The 15,325-nt window shown below is 64.6% G+C and carries 14 protein-coding genes; 6 read left to right on the forward strand and 8 right to left on the reverse strand.

Annotated features, from left to right (window positions below; all coding sequences use genetic code 11):
• Both KG698_RS12085 and KG698_RS12090 read right to left on the reverse strand, forming a co-directional pair.
• The coding region (locus tag KG698_RS12085; protein WP_213685839.1) for a 2-dehydropantoate 2-reductase at positions 1–600 on the reverse strand (600 nt) is incomplete at its 3' end.
• Positions 597–2,129 carry an acyl--CoA ligase gene (locus KG698_RS12090; RefSeq protein ID WP_213685840.1) on the reverse strand — a complete coding sequence of 511 codons (1,533 nt, stop codon included), beginning with the start codon at positions 2,127–2,129 and terminating at the stop codon, positions 597–599. The genes KG698_RS12090 and KG698_RS12085, both read right to left, overlap by 4 nt.
• Positions 2,130–2,307: 178 nt before the next feature.
• Between KG698_RS12090 and KG698_RS12095 the strand changes: the two genes are divergently transcribed.
• Both KG698_RS12095 and KG698_RS12100 read left to right on the forward strand, forming a co-directional pair.
• Positions 2,308–3,309, forward strand: coding sequence for a D-cysteine desulfhydrase (locus tag KG698_RS12095; RefSeq protein ID WP_213685841.1), 1,002 nt, complete (start codon positions 2,308–2,310; stop codon positions 3,307–3,309).
• Positions 3,306–3,998: an amino acid racemase gene (locus KG698_RS12100; protein ID WP_213685842.1), complete on the forward strand. Its 693-nt coding sequence runs from the start codon at positions 3,306–3,308 to the stop codon at positions 3,996–3,998. The genes KG698_RS12095 and KG698_RS12100 overlap by 4 nt, the downstream gene beginning before the upstream one ends.
• On the opposite strand, the gene KG698_RS12105 is transcribed toward KG698_RS12100, so the two are convergent.
• The gene (locus tag KG698_RS12105) at positions 3,990–4,904 is read right to left on the reverse strand and encodes a hydrogen peroxide-inducible genes activator (protein ID WP_213685843.1); all 915 of its coding nucleotides are present in this window, start codon (positions 4,902–4,904) and stop codon (positions 3,990–3,992) included. The genes KG698_RS12100 and KG698_RS12105 overlap by 9 nt on opposite strands.
• 152 nt (positions 4,905–5,056) lie before the next feature.
• On the opposite strand from KG698_RS12105, the gene katG reads away from it, so the two are divergent.
• Positions 5,057–7,216 (forward strand): catalase/peroxidase HPI, encoded by a 2,160-nt coding sequence (gene katG / locus KG698_RS12110; RefSeq protein ID WP_213685905.1) that lies wholly within the window; start codon positions 5,057–5,059, stop codon positions 7,214–7,216.
• 62 nt (positions 7,217–7,278) lie between these two features.
• Here katG and KG698_RS12115 read toward each other — a convergent pair whose 3' ends face one another.
• Genes KG698_RS12115 through KG698_RS12135 form a run of 5 tightly spaced genes read right to left on the reverse strand, consistent with a single transcriptional unit; the run spans position 7,279 to position 12,108 of the window.
• Positions 7,279–8,202: a dihydrodipicolinate synthase family protein gene (locus KG698_RS12115; RefSeq protein ID WP_213685844.1), complete on the reverse strand. Its 924-nt coding sequence runs from the start codon at positions 8,200–8,202 to the stop codon at positions 7,279–7,281.
• A gap of 1 nt (position 8,203) precedes the next feature.
• The gene (locus KG698_RS12120) at positions 8,204–8,878 is read right to left on the reverse strand and encodes an aspartate/glutamate racemase family protein (protein WP_213685845.1); all 675 of its coding nucleotides are present in this window, start codon (positions 8,876–8,878) and stop codon (positions 8,204–8,206) included.
• Positions 8,875–9,270 (reverse strand): VOC family protein, encoded by a 396-nt coding sequence (locus KG698_RS12125; RefSeq protein ID WP_213685846.1) that lies wholly within the window; start codon positions 9,268–9,270, stop codon positions 8,875–8,877. The genes KG698_RS12120 and KG698_RS12125 overlap by 4 nt, the downstream gene beginning before the upstream one ends.
• The gene (gene hydA, locus KG698_RS12130; protein ID WP_213685847.1) at positions 9,267–10,682 is read right to left on the reverse strand and encodes a dihydropyrimidinase; all 1,416 of its coding nucleotides are present in this window, start codon (positions 10,680–10,682) and stop codon (positions 9,267–9,269) included. The genes KG698_RS12125 and hydA overlap by 4 nt, the downstream gene beginning before the upstream one ends.
• A 58-nt stretch (positions 10,683–10,740) precedes the next feature.
• Positions 10,741–12,108, reverse strand: a complete 1,368-nt coding sequence (locus tag KG698_RS12135) for a phosphomannomutase (protein WP_213685906.1) — start codon at positions 12,106–12,108, stop codon at positions 10,741–10,743.
• 222 nt (positions 12,109–12,330) lie between these two features.
• Here KG698_RS12135 and KG698_RS12140 point away from each other — a divergent pair, with 222 nt between their 5' ends.
• Genes KG698_RS12140 through KG698_RS12150 form a run of 3 tightly spaced genes read left to right on the forward strand, consistent with a single transcriptional unit; the run spans position 12,331 to position 15,325 of the window.
• Entirely contained in the window at positions 12,331–13,008 is a 678-nt protein-coding gene (locus tag KG698_RS12140; protein WP_213685848.1) for a hypothetical protein, read from the forward strand.
• Positions 13,005–14,108: a MoxR family ATPase gene (locus KG698_RS12145; protein WP_213685849.1), complete on the forward strand. Its 1,104-nt coding sequence runs from the start codon at positions 13,005–13,007 to the stop codon at positions 14,106–14,108. Before KG698_RS12140 ends, KG698_RS12145 begins: the two co-directional genes overlap by 4 nt.
• Positions 14,105–15,325, forward strand: coding sequence for a VWA-like domain-containing protein (locus KG698_RS12150; protein ID WP_213685850.1), 1,221 nt, complete (start codon positions 14,105–14,107; stop codon positions 15,323–15,325). Before KG698_RS12145 ends, KG698_RS12150 begins: the two co-directional genes overlap by 4 nt.

A 15,325-nucleotide genomic window follows, 5' to 3' on the forward strand; every position in this document is an offset into this window, starting at 1 on the left:
CTCGTCGCGCAGGCGCGGGCGCACGGGGGCTTTTAGCCCCGCCTTGCCCAAGGCTTCGGACAGGCGCACGGCGCGGTCGGATTTTGACCCGTCAGGCTCGCCCAAGCTGAACCGGTTACCTTCGATATGCTTGACGACGCCCGGCTCGATCACTTCGGCGGCGGGATAAACCACGCAGCCCAAGACGCGGTCCGGGCCAAAGCCGTTCCATTGCGCATCGCCCGGATCGACCGAGGCGAGCCTTGTGCCTTCAAGCGGGCCGCCATCCTTGTGGAAATACCACCATGGCACACCGTTGACGCCCGAGACGATGGTTGTTTCCGGCCCGATCAGCGGCGCCATCTTGCCCACGATGGGGGGCACGGAATGCGCCTTGAGCGTCACGATGACGTAATCTTGATGCCCAAGTGCTGCCGGATCATCGGAGGCGTTGACCTTGTAGGTCTTGCGCTCACCCTCTTCGATGAGCGTCAGGCCATTGGCCTGCATGGCTGCCAGATGCGGGCCACGGGCGACAAGGCTGACCTCGGCCCCGGCTTCGGCCAGTTTTGCACCCATGTAGCCGCCGATGGCGCCCGCGCCGAAAATACAGATCTTCATGCTTGTTCCACCAATCCCAGTTTCTCGGCCAGCCCGATGCGCTGGAGCTTTCCGGTCGCACCTTTCGGGATTTCGGCCAAGATCACCACCTTGCGCGGCACTTTGAAGGCGGCCAGCCGTTCGCCTGCAAAGGCGCGGATATCGGCCTCGGTCGCCTCCATGCCTTCGCGCAGCACGACGGCGGCACCTACCTCTTCGCCGAGCTTGGCATGGGGGATGGCGAAGGTCACGACTTGTGCCACCGCAGGATGGGCTGACAGAACGCCATCGACCTCAAGCGGCGAGATCTTTTCGCCGCCACGGTTGATAATCTCCTTCAGCCGCCCGGTGAGCGAGAGATACCCCTCATCATCGAACTGGCCCTGATCGCCGGTGCGGAACCAGCGGCGGCCATCGGCCTCGAAAAAGTTCTTGGCATTCGCCTCGGGGTTGCCCTCGTAGCCCGGCGTCACATTGGGGCCGGAGATGACGATCTCGCCCACACCTTCGACAAGGCGGTTTTCGATCTCATGGGCGATGCGGACCAAGGGGCCAGCCTCGACGCCGACCGATCCGGGCTTTTGCGCGCGCGGCGGCAGGGGGTTGGAGGCCATTTGGTGGGCGGCTTCGGTCATGCCGTAGCCCTCGATCACCGGGGCGCCAAAGGTTGCGGCGAGTTGCTCCATCACCGGGCCGGGCAGCGAGGCCGAAGAGGAGCGCAAGAAGCGCAGCGGAACATTCTTGATCGTCTCGGCATTGCGCGAGGCGCGCGCGAGGATCGTTTGATGCATGGTCGGCACGGCGGTGTACCATGTGGGGCGCGCCTCCTCCATCCAGCTGAAGAACTTCATCGCGTCAAAGCCGGGCGCGCACCAGACCGACCCGCCAGCGGCAAGGCTGGAGGAGACGGCCGCGATCAGCCCGTGGATATGGAACAAGGGCATCACGTTGAGGCAGCGATCCGCGGGTGTCAGCGCCAGCGAGGCACCGATATGGCGGGCCGAGGCCGCGACGTTCGATTGCAACAGCGGCACGATCTTGGGACGCGAGGTGGTGCCGGAGGTGTGCAAGATCAGCGCGACGTCATCGGCATTGGGGGCGGCGGTGTCGGCTTGGCCTGCGCTGCCTTCAGCCGTGAGGGTAAAGCTGCCGGCGGGCAGACTTACGTCAAAGGACAGGCGGATCACCGTCAGGCCTTGCGCGATGGCGGCGGCATGGGCGGCACCTGTCTCGCCCTCGGCCAAGATGATGGCCTTGGCCTTGAGGTCATCGAGGTAAAAGGCGAATTCTTCTTGCTTATAGGCGGGGTTGAGCGGGCAGGTGGTGGCCACGCCCGCGACAGTCACGAAAGCCACGGCCATTTCGGGGCCATTGGGCAGCACGATGGCCACGCGGTCGCCGCGCCCGATGCCCGCGCCATGCAGCGCATCTGCGACATGGGCGGCTTGGTCGGCCAAGCCTGCATAGCTGAGCCAATCGCGGCCCGGTGCGCCGATTGCTTGCGCGCGTTGATCTTGCGCGCTGATCAGCGCGGCGAGTGTGTCTGTCATGGGTGTCCCTCCTTTGGTCGCCATCGCTTGCCCGACGACAGGGGCAATTTAGTGTTTTGTCAGCCCTTGGCCAGACTGGATATGCACATGGTGCTCTGAGCCGGATGCTGGCGCATTGTCAATTGCTGACAAAATATGCATCACTGCGCGCAACACCCTTATGGCGGAGCCCATGGTCATGCATCTTTCCCGATTTCCCCGCGTCTTTCTTGCCCATTTGCCAACGCCGTTGGAGCGGATGGACCGCCTGAGCGCGGCTTTGGGCGGGCCAGAGATTTGGATCAAGCGCGATGATTGCACCGGCATGTCATCGGGGGGCAACAAGACGCGCAAGCTGGAATTCCTGATGGCCGAGGCGATGGCCGAGGGTGCTGATATGGTCATGACGCAAGGGGCCACGCAATCCAACCATGCCCGCCAGACCGCCGCATTCGCCGCAAAACTCGGCATGGGCTGCCACGTTCTTTTAGAAGATCGGACAGGCTACCAAGACCCCGATTATACCGAGAATGGCAATGTGCTGCTCGATCATCTGCATGGGTCCACGACCGAGGTGCATCCGGGCGGCACTGACATGCCCGCCGCGATGGAACGGGCAGCCGAGGCTGCGCGCGCCAAGGGGCGCAAGGTTTATACCATCCCCGGTGGCGGGTCGAACCCGACGGGCGCGCTGGGCTATGTGAATTGCGCGTTGGAGTTGTTGGGTCAGGTCAATGAGCGCGGGCTGGTGGTCGATCATCTGGTCACGGCGACGGGATCGTCCGGCACGCAAGCCGGGCTGGTGGCGGGGATGTGCGCGCTGAATGCGGGCATCCCGGTGCTTGGCATCGGCACCCGCGCGCCCAAGGAAAAGCAAGAACAGATGGTCTTTGATCTGGCCTGCCGCACGGCGGAAAAGCTGGGTTGCGCAGGGGTGGTCAAGCGCGAAGATGTGGTGGCCAATACCGATTACGTCGGCGCGGGCTATGGCCTGCCGCGTGAGGATACGCTGGAGGCGATCCGCATGTTTGCCGAATTGGAGGGGATTTTGCTTGATCCCGTCTATTCCGGCAAAGGGGCGGCGGGGCTGATCGATTTGTGCCGCAAAGGGCATTTCAAGCAAGGCGAGCGGGTGGTGTTTTTGCACACCGGCGGCTCGGTCGGGCTATTTGCCTATAAGGGCGCATTGGCGCGCGGATGAGGACGGTCGGCATCCTTGGCGGCATGGGGCCAGAGGCGACGGTTCTTTTGATGCAAAAGATCATCGCGGCGGTGCCCGCGCGCGATGATGGCGATCATGTGCCGTTGATCGTGGATCAAAACCCCCAAGTGCCCAGCCGCATCGCGCGGTTGATCGAAGGCACGGGCGCGGACCCCGCGCCGGTGCTGGTGGCGATGGCAAAGCGGCTGGAGGGGGCGGGGGCCATGGCGCTCGCCATGCCGTGCAACACCGCGCATCATTATGCCGATGAGATCCGGGCGGCGGTCAGTGTTCCGTTTCTCGACATGGTTGCGGCCTCGGCGCGCGCGGCGTTGGCTGTGGCAGGGCTTGGCGGCAAGGTCGGGCTTTTGGCCTCGCCCGCCGTGGCGAAGGTGGGGCTTTTCGACCGTGCGCTGGGGGCGCTGGGGTTGGAGGTGATCCACCCTGATGATGGGGCGGCGATGCTGGCCGCGATCCGGTCTATCAAGGCGGAAGGCCCGAATGACGCCGCGCGCGGGGCGCTTTTGGCCGCATCTGGGGCGCTTTTGGCAAAGGGTGCTGAGGTGCAACTGATCGCCTGCACCGAGTTCTCGCTCATCCCCGAAGCGGTCGCGCCGGGGGTGCAGGCCATCGACACGCTGGATGTGCTGGTGGGCGAGATCGTGGGGTTCGCACGCGCCTCAGCCTAAGCGGGCCGCATCATACATCGCCTCGGCCGATTGGCGCACCACCTCGGCCAGATCGTGCAACTCGGCGGCCAGCGCGCTGGTGCTGCGCCAGATCATGCCGACGGTGCGGGCTGGGCGCGTGGTCTCGAACCGTTGCACGGCGACGCTCGCCCCACGGGTTTCAACCCCGACTGCCATTTCGGGGATGAGCGTCACGCCCAAGCCTGCGCCCACCATCTGCACCAGCGTGGAGAGCGACGAGCCATCAAGCCCCGCGTGCCGTGCGCCGGTTCTCAGGCCGCAAACCTCGAGCGCTTGATCGCGGAAACAATGCCCCTCCTCCAAGAGCAAAAGCTGCATATCGGGCAGGGCGGCGGGGGCGGGGACGGGGCGACCTGCTTCGGCCTCGGGGCGGACGAGCACGAAGCCCTCGGAGAAGAGCGCTACTTCGGTCAGGCCGGGTTCCGACACGGGAAGGGCGACCAGCGCGGTATCAAGCCGCCCATCGCGCAGCTCGGCGATCAGCCGCTCGGTCTGGGTTTCGCGCAGCTGGAGATCGACGCCGGGGTAGCGCGCGCCCAGATCGCGGATGAGCCGCGGCAGCAGGTAGGGCGCGATAGTGGGAATGACCCCCAGCCGCAGCCGCCCGCCCGGTCCATCGCGCCGGGTGCGGGCCACATCCTCCAACTCGCCCACGGCGCGCAAGATGTCGCGCGCGCGCGCCGCGATCTCCTCGCCCAGACCCGTTAGCCGCACTTGCCGCGCGCCGCGCTCGAACAGCTTGGCGCCCAAGCCATCCTCGAGCGCCTTGATCTGCATCGATAATGCGGGCTGGGTGACGGAACAGGCCTCGGCCGCCTGTCCGAAATGGCGGAACCGGGCCAGCGCATCCACAAAGCGTAATTGGCGGAGGGTGATGTTTGTCATAAGATGAACTTATCATGACAATCAGGAAATACAACTTATCCTGATCGCTTTTCTTTGTTAAGCGCAATGCAGGACAGGGGAATCGCCCATAGGCTTTCCCCAAGGCAACGCGATGCCAAGCAGCTTTGCAGCGAATATGGAGAAAGACGATGATGGACGGAGATGACAAGTCGGCGGGCAAATGCCCGGTGATGCATGGCTCGATGACCACCCAATCAACGGGTGTGGCCGAGTGGTGGCCCAAGACGCTGAACCTCGACATTCTGCACCAGCATGACGCCAAGTCGAACCCGCTTGCGGATTTCGACTATCGCGAGGCGGTCAAGTCGCTCGATTTCGACGCGGTCAAGGCCGATGTCACCGCGCTGATGACCGACAGCCAAGATTGGTGGCCGGCTGACTGGGGCCATTACGGCGGTCTGATGATCCGTTTGGCGTGGCACTCGGCGGGGTCTTACCGCGTGCAAGATGGGCGCGGTGGTGGCGGTGCAGGCAATATCCGCTTTGCGCCGCTGAATTCCTGGCCTGACAATGGCAACCTCGACAAGGCCCGCCGCCTGCTGTGGCCCGTGAAGAAGAAGTACGGCAACAAGCTGAGCTGGGCCGATCTGATCTTGCTTGCGGGCAATGTCGCCTATGAGTCGATGGGGCTGAAAACCTTTGGCTTCTCGTTCGGTCGCGAAGATATCTGGGCGCCCGAAAAGGATGTCTATTGGGGGTCGGAGCAGGAATTCCTCGGCGATGCGGCGCAGCGCTACGAGGACATCATGAAGCCCGACACGCTGGCCAACCCCTTGGCCGCTGTCCATATGGGCCTGATCTACGTCAATCCCGAAGGCGTGAATGGCCAGCCCGACCCGCTCAACACCGCCGAGCAGGTGCGCGTCACCTTTGCCCGGATGGCGATGAATGACGAAGAAACCGCGGCGCTGACCTGTGGCGGCCACACGGTCGGCAAGGCGCATGGCAATGGCGATGCGGCAGCGCTGGGTGCGGAACCCGAAGCGGCGGGGATCGAGAACCAAGGCTTTGGCTGGATCAACCCCAACCTCGGCGGCAAGGCGACCAATGCGGTCACAAGCGGTATCGAGGGGGCTTGGACGACCCATCCGACCAAGTGGGACATGGGCTATTTCAAGCTACTCTTCGGCTATGAGTGGGAACTGACCAAATCGCCCGCAGGCGCATGGCAGTACCGCCCCATCGACATCCGCGAAGAAGACATGCCGGTCGATCCCACCGATCCGACCAAGCGCGTCATGCCGATGATGACGGATGCCGACATGGCGATGAAGATCGACCCGGCCTATAACGCGATCTGCCAGAAATTCATGGCCGATCCGGCTTATTTCGACGATTGCTTTGCGCGCGCATGGTTCAAGCTGACCCATCGCGATCTGGGACCGCGCACGCGCTATATCGGGCCAGAAGCCCCTGCCGAAGATCTGATCTGGCAAGATCCGGTCCCCGCAGGCAAGACCGGCTATGATGTGGCCAAGCTGAAAGCGGCGATTGCCGCCTCGGGCCTGTCGGTGGCCGATATGGTCGCCACCGCATGGGACAGCGCGCGCACCTTCCGCCAGTCGGATTTGCGCGGCGGTGCCAATGGCGCGCGTATCCGCTTGGCCCCGCAAAAGGATTGGGCGGGCAATGAGCCCGCGCGTCTGGCGCGTGTGCTGGCGGTGTTGGAGCCCTTGGCCGCGGCCCATGGTGCCTCGGTCGCTGATACCATCGTTTTGGCGGGCAATGTCGGTGTCGAACAGGCGGCTAAGGCGGCCGGTGTCAGCGTCACCGTGCCGTTCAAGGCCGGTCGTGGCGATGCAACGGCCGAGATGACGGATGCCGAAAGCTTTGCGGTTCTCGAACCGCTGGCCGATGGTTTCCGCAACTTCCTCAAGGCTGACTACGCCGTCGGTGCCGAAGAGCTGATGCTGGATCGCGCGCAGCTTCTGGGCCTGACCGGGCCGGAGATGACGGTTCTGGTGGGCGGCATGCGGGCGATGGGCACCAACCATGGTGGCACGGCGCATGGTGTCTTCACCGACCGAGCGGGCGCACTGACCACGGATTTCTTCGTCAATCTGACGGATATGTCCTATTCTTGGGTGCCGACGGGGGCCAACAGCTACAATATCGTCGCGCGCAAGGGCGGTCAGACCAAGTGGACGGCAACCCGCGTCGATCTGGTGTTCGGCTCGAACTCCATCCTGCGCGCCTATGCCGAGGTCTATGCCCAAGACGATGCGGGCGAGAAGTTCGTACACGACTTCGTTGCCGCATGGGCCAAGGTCATGCATAACGACATGTTCTGATCGGATCAGCGATCAGCCAAGGATGCGGCCCGGGGGATGACCCCGGGCCGTTTTCTTTTGGCCTAGGCGAGGATTGCGAGCTTTGCCGCCTGCCTTGTCATCAGCGTTTCAATCTCGGCCAGCGTTCCTGCTGACAGCGCGGGGCCGGGGCGGCGGACTGTGGCATGGGCAATCGCGCCGCGACGGGCGAGGATATGTTTGCGGATCGACAGGCCCAGACCCGGCTGGCTTTCGTAGCGGATGAGCGGCAGATAGGCGTCGAAAAGATCGCGCGCCCGCCCTTCATCGCCTTTTTTCACCAAGCGCACCACATCGGCCATCATCTCGGGGTAGGCAAAGCCCGTCATCGCGCCATCGGCACCGCGCAAGACTTCCTCGAGCAAGAATTGCCCGCCATTGCCGCACAGGATCGAGACACGGCGCGCGCCGCCTGCCTCTTGCGCGCGCAGGGTGGTGATCTTGTCGAGGCCCGGCCAATCCTCATGCTTGAGCATGACGGCGGTGGGGCAGCTGTCGAAAATCGTGCGGATCACTTTGGCCGACATCTGCACGCCGGTGACCAGCGGGAAATCTTGGATCACCCAAGGTGTTTGGCCCAAGACATCGGCGACCATCTGGAAATAGCCGATGATCTGGTCATCAGTGCGCAGATGGCCGGGGGGGGCGACCATGACGCCAGCGGCCCCCTTGTCCATGGCGCTATCGGCCAGCGCCTTGATCGCGGCAAGGCCGGGGGCCGAGACGCCGACGATGATCGGCACGGATGCCCGCGCGGTGACACGCGCGATGACCACATCGCTTTCCTCGGCCGAGAGCTTGCCCGCCTCGCCCATGATGCCAAGGATGGTCAGGCCGGTCGCGCCCTTTTCCTCGTAGAAATCGACCATGCGGTCGATGCTTTGCAGGTCGAGCGTGCCATCGGGCAGAAAAGGGGTGGCGGCGATGGTAAAGACACCGGCGGCGGTTTCATCGAGAAGTTTGGCCATATCAGGCTCCGGGTTTATGGGTCTGTGACAAGGCGATCCGGCCCAGCGCCATGGCGACGGCGGCTTGGCAGGGGTCGATCACCGGGATCTGTAGCAGTTGTTCCAGAGCAGAGCGATAGCGCGCCATGCCCGCGCAGCCAAGGATTAGCACCTCGGCCCCGTCTTGGTCACGCAGTGCGCGGCCCGTATCGATCAGGCGGTTTTGCGTGATGGCGGGATCGGCGAGTTCCGCCACCCCCAGACCAAGCGCGCGGTCGCCCGCCAAACGATCCAGCACCCCCATCGCGCCCAAGCTGCGCAGATGGCGCGGGATAGAGGCAGGCAAGATCGCGATGATGCCAAAGCGCTGGCCAAGGGTCAGCGCGGTCGCAACGGCGGCCTCTTGTATGCCCAAGACGGGTTTGGCGGTGCGAGAGCGCAGCGCATGCACACCGGGATCGCCGAAACAGGCGATGACAAAGCCCGCAGCCTCGGGTTCCAGCGACGCGGCCAGCCGCAGCATCGGCGTGATGGTTTCATCGGCCTGCGCTTGGGTCTCAATACCCGGCGGCCCCTCGGCCAAGGTGAGGCAGGAGATCGGTGCGCCCATGCCTTGCAAGGGTGCGATGGCTGTAGCGATCCCGTCGGTGACGGTCTGGCTGGAATTGGGGTTGATGACGAAAAGCGTGCCTGTCATGCGCCCACCCGCGTGGTTTGCTGGATCTCGATCTGATACCCCTCGGGGTCGCGAAAGACGAAGGCGCGAATGCCGAGATTGTCATTTTGGAACATTTTTGAGAGCGCATCCACCCCAATCTCGCCTAAATAGTCATACCAAGCTTGCACATCCGCAACCCGGATGCAGAGTTGGACGCATTTCTCGGGCTGCCAGTTGTTCATCCCCTTGGCCTCATCAACCAGCCCCACATGCGCGCCCGGTGCGATGCGCAAGATCTTGGCCAGATCGCCCTGATCGATGGCCAAGGGCAGGCCCAGCACATCGCGGTAAAAAGCGAAGGCGCGCGGCAGGTCGCGGTAATAAAGAAAGGTGATCGCCAGCTCATGCGGCGCATCGGGGCGAGGGGTCATTGCGCTTGTCCTGTGAGATCGCGGGGTGTTGTGCCAATGGCGGGGCGGTCGATCCAGCGGCCAGCACCCGGTTGGCCAAGGTATTCGCCATCGCGCATGACCGCTTGGCCGCGCAGGAATACGGCCGTGGGAAAGCCAGTGACGGTCGTGCCCTCCCACGGGTTGTAGCCCACATTGTCGTGCAGGTCGTTGGCACCATAGGTGCGGCTTTGTGCCGGATCCCACAGCACCAGATCAGCGTCATATCCGGGCGCGATCCGGCCTTTGCCGCGCAGGCCGTAAAGCGAAGCGGGCGCTTCACAGTTGAGGCGCGCAAAGCTTGCCAGCCCCAGATGGCCACGGTTGACCATTGCATCGAACATCAAGGGCAAGCGCGGCTCGAGCCCCGGCATGCCATTGGCGATGGCGGGAAAGGGCGCATCAAAGCCATTGGCGAATTTCCCCGTTGCGTCAAAGCGATAGGGCGCGTGATCAGAGGAGACGATTTGAATATGCCCCGCCGCGATCCCGGCCCAAAGGGCGGTTTGGTCGGTGCGGGTGCGTTGCGGGGGCGAGCACATCCATTTCGCCCCTTCCATGCCGGGGCGGTCCAGCACATCTTCGGTTTGGAACAGGTAATGGGGGCAGGTTTCGGCCCAGATGGGCGCACCGCGCGCGCGGGCATTGGCGATCTCGGCGACCGCCTCGGCGGTCGAGACATGGAAGATCATCACGGGCGCGCGGGCAATTTCGGCCAGATGGCACATGCGCGCCACCGCCTCGATTTCCGCCGCGCGGGGGCGGGAGGCGGCGTGGTCAATGGGCCTTGTCCGCCCCTCGGCCAAAAGCTGCGCGCGGGCATCGGCAATGATCGCGTCATTCTCGGCATGGATGCAGGTCAGCGCACCGGCCGGACCCGCGATGCGCAGCACCTTGAGGATGGCCGCGTCGGATAAGCCGATATTGTAGGTCGTGAACAGCTTGATCGAGCGATGACCGGCGGCAATCAGCGCGCGCAGATCATCCGCGAAATCCGCCACATCGGGATCGCTGATCAAGATGTGAAAGGCGTGATCGATGGCCGCCCCGCGCGCGGCGCGTGCCGCGTAATCGGCCATGGCGTCGCGCAAGCGCTGGCCCTTGGCCTGTGCGGCGAAAGAGATGGTGCTGGTGGTTCCCCCCATCGCGGCAGATCTGGTGGCGGTCTCGAATGTGTCGGCATTCATCAGCCCCATGCCCGACATCTGTTCGATATGGCAATGCGGATCCACGCCGCCGGGGGTGATGATCAGGCCCGTGGCGTTTATTTCCTGCGCGCCGGTCAGCCCATGGCCCAAGGCCGCGATCCGCCCATCGGTGATGGCGATATCGGCTGGCACGACTGCGCCGCCCGTAACGACGCGCCCGCCGGTGATGAGTGTTTCAAAGCGCATGACGCCCCCCTGACGGGGGCAGCATGGGGGTGGCGTGGCGGCTTGTCCAGACCGGCGCTTACGCGCCGATCAGTCCGCGCATTTCGGCCAGTTTCTCGGCCACCCGTTCGGGCTTGCCGCGCGCCTCGATGTTCAGGCGGAGGAGCGGCTCGGTGTTGGAGGCGCGCAGGTTGAAGCGCCAGTCAGCGAAGGAGAGGCTGAGCCCGTCGGCCTCATCGCGGGCCAAGGCCAAGGGTGCATAGCGCGCCTCGATCGCTTGGATCACGGCGGCTTGGTCATCCACGCGGAAATTCACCTCGCCCGAGGAGGGGTAGGCGGCGCGTAGGTTGGTGAGCAAATCCTTGAGGCTTTGGCCACGGCGGCTGATCAACTCGATCATCAGCAGCATCGGGATCATGCCGCTGTCGCAGGCCATGAAATCGCGGAAATAGTGATGCGCGCTCATCTCGCCGCCATAGACGGCACCGGTGTCGCGCATCACCTGTTTGATGAAGGAATGGCCGCATTTGGATTGGATGGCTTGGCCACCCAAAGCGGTGACGCGGTCTTGCGTGGCCCAGACAACACGCGGGTCATGCACGATCTTTTGGCCCGGTTCCTTGGCCAAAAACGCCTCGGCCAGAAGGGCTACGACATATTCGCCGGGGACGAACCCGCCCTCGTGATCGAAGAAAAAGCAGCGGTCGAAATCGCCATCCCATGCCACGCCCATATCGGCGCCATGTGCCACCACCGGCCCTGCGGTCAGCGGTTGGTTCTCATCGAGCAGCGGGTTGGGGATGCCAGCGGGAAAGCTGCCATCGGGGGCGTGGTGGATGCGGATGATCTCGAGCGGTGCGCCGGTGGCGTCCAGCGCTGTGGCCAGCGCGTCAAAGCTGGGGCCAGCCGCGCCATGACCTGCATTGACCAAGAGCTTCATCGGCTTGAGCGCGGCAAGATCGACGAATTCCATCAGCTTGGCGACATAAGCCGCACGGGTGGCGCTGGCATCCATGATCTGGCCGCCGGGACGGGCGGGGGCGAAATCACCGCTTTCGGCCAGCGATTTGATCGCGGCCATGCCATCGGCTTGGCCAATCGGGGCCGAGCCGCGCTTGACCATCTTCATGCCGTTGTAATCCATCGGATTATGGCTGGCCGTCACGCAGATACCGCCGCAGGCGTCGAGATGGGTGGTGGCGAAATAGGTCTCCTCCGTGCCGGAGAGGCCAAGATCGAGGACCGTGACACCGGCATCGCTCAGCCCTTGCGCCACGGCATTGGCCAGCGTGACGGAGGAGGGGCGCACATCGCGGCCCAGCACCACGCGGGTGGCCCCCATCACCTCGCCGAAGGCGCGGCCGATGCGATAGGCGATATCGCTGTTTAATTCGGTCTCGAGGCGGCCACGAATATCATAGGCCTTGAAGCAAGTGAGCGGCGCAATACGCGACATGGAAACACCCTGACATGACATGTTGTGCGCGCTTTAGCCCATCATGAGCCTTTGCGCAAAGCGGCAAGCGTATCGCGGCGCTTTTGGCGTGATTGCCTGTGGCGCGGGAGGTGGCCTCCGGCGGGAGTATTTAAGAAGCAAAGATGGTGCGAAATTCGGCGAGGGGTGGTGTTTTCGCGGGCGTGGCGGGCTAGCTTGGCGCGCATGTTGATCGTGAGCGACACCACCATTGCCAATCGCCGTGTTCTGGAAACCCGCGCGCTGCCCAAGAAGTTCTTTGGGCGGGTGCAGCTTGTGCCCAAGGCGGCGGGGGTTGGCCTCTGGCTGCGACTGCTCGTGGAGATGCAGCTTTTGCGCTATCTCGCGGCCTTGTTGCCCTTTGTTGCCATTCCGCTTTTGTCGCGCGATTTGGCGCTGCCGGTGACGCAGGCGCCGCTCGCGATGTTGGTCGTGATTGCCTTGGTCGAAATGAAGGTGCTGCGCCTGTCAAAAGCGGGGCGCGCGCGCGCGGTGGCTGAGGATGAGGCGGCGCGCAGGCTTGATACCTTGGCCTTTCGTGCGCGTGCGGCGCTGCGCCTGATCGCGGCGCGCCAAGGGATCGCGGAGGGGGAGTTGCGCTTGGTGATCGAGCAATCGGAATTGGCGCGGATCGCGCCCTTGACGCTGGTTTCGGTGCAATGCGCCCAGCCTGCGCCGCGGCTTTTGTCGCTGGATGCGGGGGATCGCGCGGCATTGGCGGGGCTTTTCGATGCCGCGCTGAGCGAGCGGGATCTTTTGGCGGTCAATCACCGCGAGGATCGCTATATCCGCGATATTGCGCAAGAGGCGCGCGCGGTCTCGGCCCATGCGCGGCTGGCGGCCGCCTTGGACAAGCGGAGGGCAGGGGCATGAGCGTGAATGCGACGCGGATTTCGGCAGGCGAGGCCTTGGCCGTGCTGACGGCAGGATGGGAGGCGCAAAAGGCCGGGGGGCTTGTGGCAAGCTGGATGCTGCATGGCCGGCCCGGTGTGGGCAAGACCGAGGTGGTGCAAAGCTTGGCTGACCGGGTCGGGGCCAAGCTGTTCGATCTGCGCCTGACCACGATCGAGCCGCAGGATTTGCGCGGGCTGCCCTATTTCGATCATCAGGCGGCAAAAACCATCTGGTACCGGCCCGAGGATCTGCCCGATACCGATGCGCCCGCGATCTTGTTTCTCGATGAGTTGACCGCTGCCTCGCCCGCGTTGCAGCCCACGGTTTACGGGCTGTTGCAAGAGCGCCGGGTGGGGCGGCACCGCTTGCCCGCCTCGGTCATGATCGTGGCGGCGGGCAACCAGGTTGAGGATGGGGCCATTGCCTATGAGATGGGCACGGCGCTAAGCGATCGGTTGATCCATATGATCGTACAGGCAAACCCTGAGGATTGGCTGACGCATTATGCTGTGGCTGCGGGGATTCACCCAAGCGTTGCGGCCTTCATTCGCACGCGGCCCGATCTGCTCGAGACGACGGAGGCCACGCTGCGACGGGGGCAGATGATCGCCTGCACGCCGCGCAGCTGGACGCGCGTGAGCCGCATCATGGAGGCCGTGCCTGACCGCGCGCGGCGGGCTGTGATGATCGCGGGCACGGTGGGGGATGCTGCGGCGGCAGAGTTTGCGCTATTGGCCGATGAGATTGCGGCCACGGTGCAGATCGGCGCGATGATGGCGGCCCCGCGCCGCGAGCGCGCCATGATGTATCCGCGCACGCTGCATGGGCTCAGCGCGCTGGTTTATGGGCTGGTCGGTGCGGTGCAGCGCGATAATCTGGGCGTGGCCATCGAGATATTGGCCGATTTGCGCGGTCTGTCTGGGCCGGGCTTTGGTGGCCTGCCGGTGGGTGAGTTGGCAACCTTCGGGTTCGAGATGCTGATCGGACGGGCGCTGGAGCGGGGTTGGGAAGAGGGTTTTGCCCAGAGCCCCGATTACGCCGCCTATGCCGCCGCGCGGCAGGCCGCCGGGCTACCGTGAGCGGCCATAGTCAGCGCGCCGCCCGCGCGCTTGCGCATTTGGTCGAGGTCGATCCGGCGCTGGCAGCTCTCGCGCTGTGGTGCCGCCACCGCGATGGGGAGGGGGCCACGCGGACGGATGGCGACACGATCAGCTATGGCCCCGGTTTCGACACGCTGGGCCTGCCCGAACAGGTGGGGCTGGTGGCCCATCACGTGCTGCATGTGGCGCTGCGCCATTCCGACCGGCAGGCGGGGTTGGCCGAGCGGCTGGGCGAAGGCTTTGATCCATCGCTTTATGGTTTGGCGGCGGATGGGATCATCAATGAGGTGCTGATCTTGGCGGGGCATGCGGTGCTGCGTCCGGCGGTCATGCTGACCGAATTGCTGGCTGAGGCAGGCATGCCCGCGCCATCGGCGGTGGCAGCACTCGAGCGCTGGGATGCTGACCGTCTGGCCATGGCGTTGCATGCCGATGCCAAACGCGCCGAGCGCCTGCGCGAATGGGGTGCCACGCGCGGTTTCGCGGTCGATCTGGGTTTGGGCGCGCCCGATGAGGCAGGCGAGACGCAAAAGGCCGCTGATTGGCGCAACCAGATCTTGCGCGCGCTGGAGGCTGGGCGGCGCGCAGGCAGCGGTATTGGGCGGCTGGGCGCGATCTTGGCCGATCTGGCCCCGCCATCCGTGCCATGGGAGTTGGTCTTGCGCGGGCTTTTGGCGCGCGCCTTGACCGAGCGGCCCCATCTGAGTTGGCGGCGACCCGCGCGCGCTTGGCTGGCCCAGATGGCCGAGGCTGAACGCCGAGGCGGGCCGGTGCCGGTCTATCAGCCGGGGCGCGCACGGATGGATGCGCGGCCAAGGTTGGTGGTTGGGCTTGATACATCCTCGTCCATCGATGCGCAGGCGATGGCGCTTTTCGCGGCTGAGGCCGAAGGGATCGCACGGCGCACGGGCGCCGAGGTGCATCTGATGGGCTTTGACGAGACGGTGTTTTTGACGCGCCGCCTTGATCCGGCGGGGTGGCAGGGGTTGCAGGATCTGGCCCTGCGCCGGGGCGGGGGCACGGATTACGCCGATCTGTTCGATAAGGCGGGCAGGCTTGCGCCCGCGATGCTGGTGGTGCTGAGCGATCTTGATGCGCAACTGCCGCAAAAGCCGGGGTTTCCGGTGCTCTGGGCGGTGCCGCGCAAGGTGGCGGAACCGCCCTATGGCCGGGTGCTGGTGATTGGGGAGGGGTAG

It is taken from the genome of Roseicyclus sp., assembly GCF_018402035.1.
Lineage (GTDB): Bacteria > Pseudomonadota > Alphaproteobacteria > Rhodobacterales > Rhodobacteraceae > Roseicyclus.

What these genes read in the sequence shown, in the direction of transcription:
- KG698_RS12115 (WP_213685844.1), bottom strand. Translation starts at nt 8,202, where the DNA reads ATGGCCAAACTTCTCGATGAAACCGCCGCCGGTGTCTTTACCATCGCC.
- katG (WP_213685905.1), top strand. Translation starts at nt 5,057, where the DNA reads ATGGACGGAGATGACAAGTCGGCGGGCAAATGCCCGGTGATGCATGGC.
- KG698_RS12090 (WP_213685840.1), bottom strand. Translation starts at nt 2,129, where the DNA reads ATGACAGACACACTCGCCGCGCTGATCAGCGCGCAAGATCAACGCGCG.
- KG698_RS12095 (WP_213685841.1), top strand. Translation starts at nt 2,308, where the DNA reads ATGCATCTTTCCCGATTTCCCCGCGTCTTTCTTGCCCATTTGCCAACG.
- hydA (WP_213685847.1), bottom strand. Translation starts at nt 10,682, where the DNA reads ATGCGCTTTGAAACACTCATCACCGGCGGGCGCGTCGTTACGGGCGGC.
- KG698_RS12105 (WP_213685843.1), bottom strand. Translation starts at nt 4,904, where the DNA reads ATGACAAACATCACCCTCCGCCAATTACGCTTTGTGGATGCGCTGGCC.
- KG698_RS12145 (WP_213685849.1), top strand. Translation starts at nt 13,005, where the DNA reads ATGAGCGTGAATGCGACGCGGATTTCGGCAGGCGAGGCCTTGGCCGTG.
- KG698_RS12120 (WP_213685845.1), bottom strand. Translation starts at nt 8,878, where the DNA reads ATGACAGGCACGCTTTTCGTCATCAACCCCAATTCCAGCCAGACCGTC.
- KG698_RS12100 (WP_213685842.1), top strand. Translation starts at nt 3,306, where the DNA reads ATGAGGACGGTCGGCATCCTTGGCGGCATGGGGCCAGAGGCGACGGTT.
- KG698_RS12125 (WP_213685846.1), bottom strand. Translation starts at nt 9,270, where the DNA reads ATGACCCCTCGCCCCGATGCGCCGCATGAGCTGGCGATCACCTTTCTT.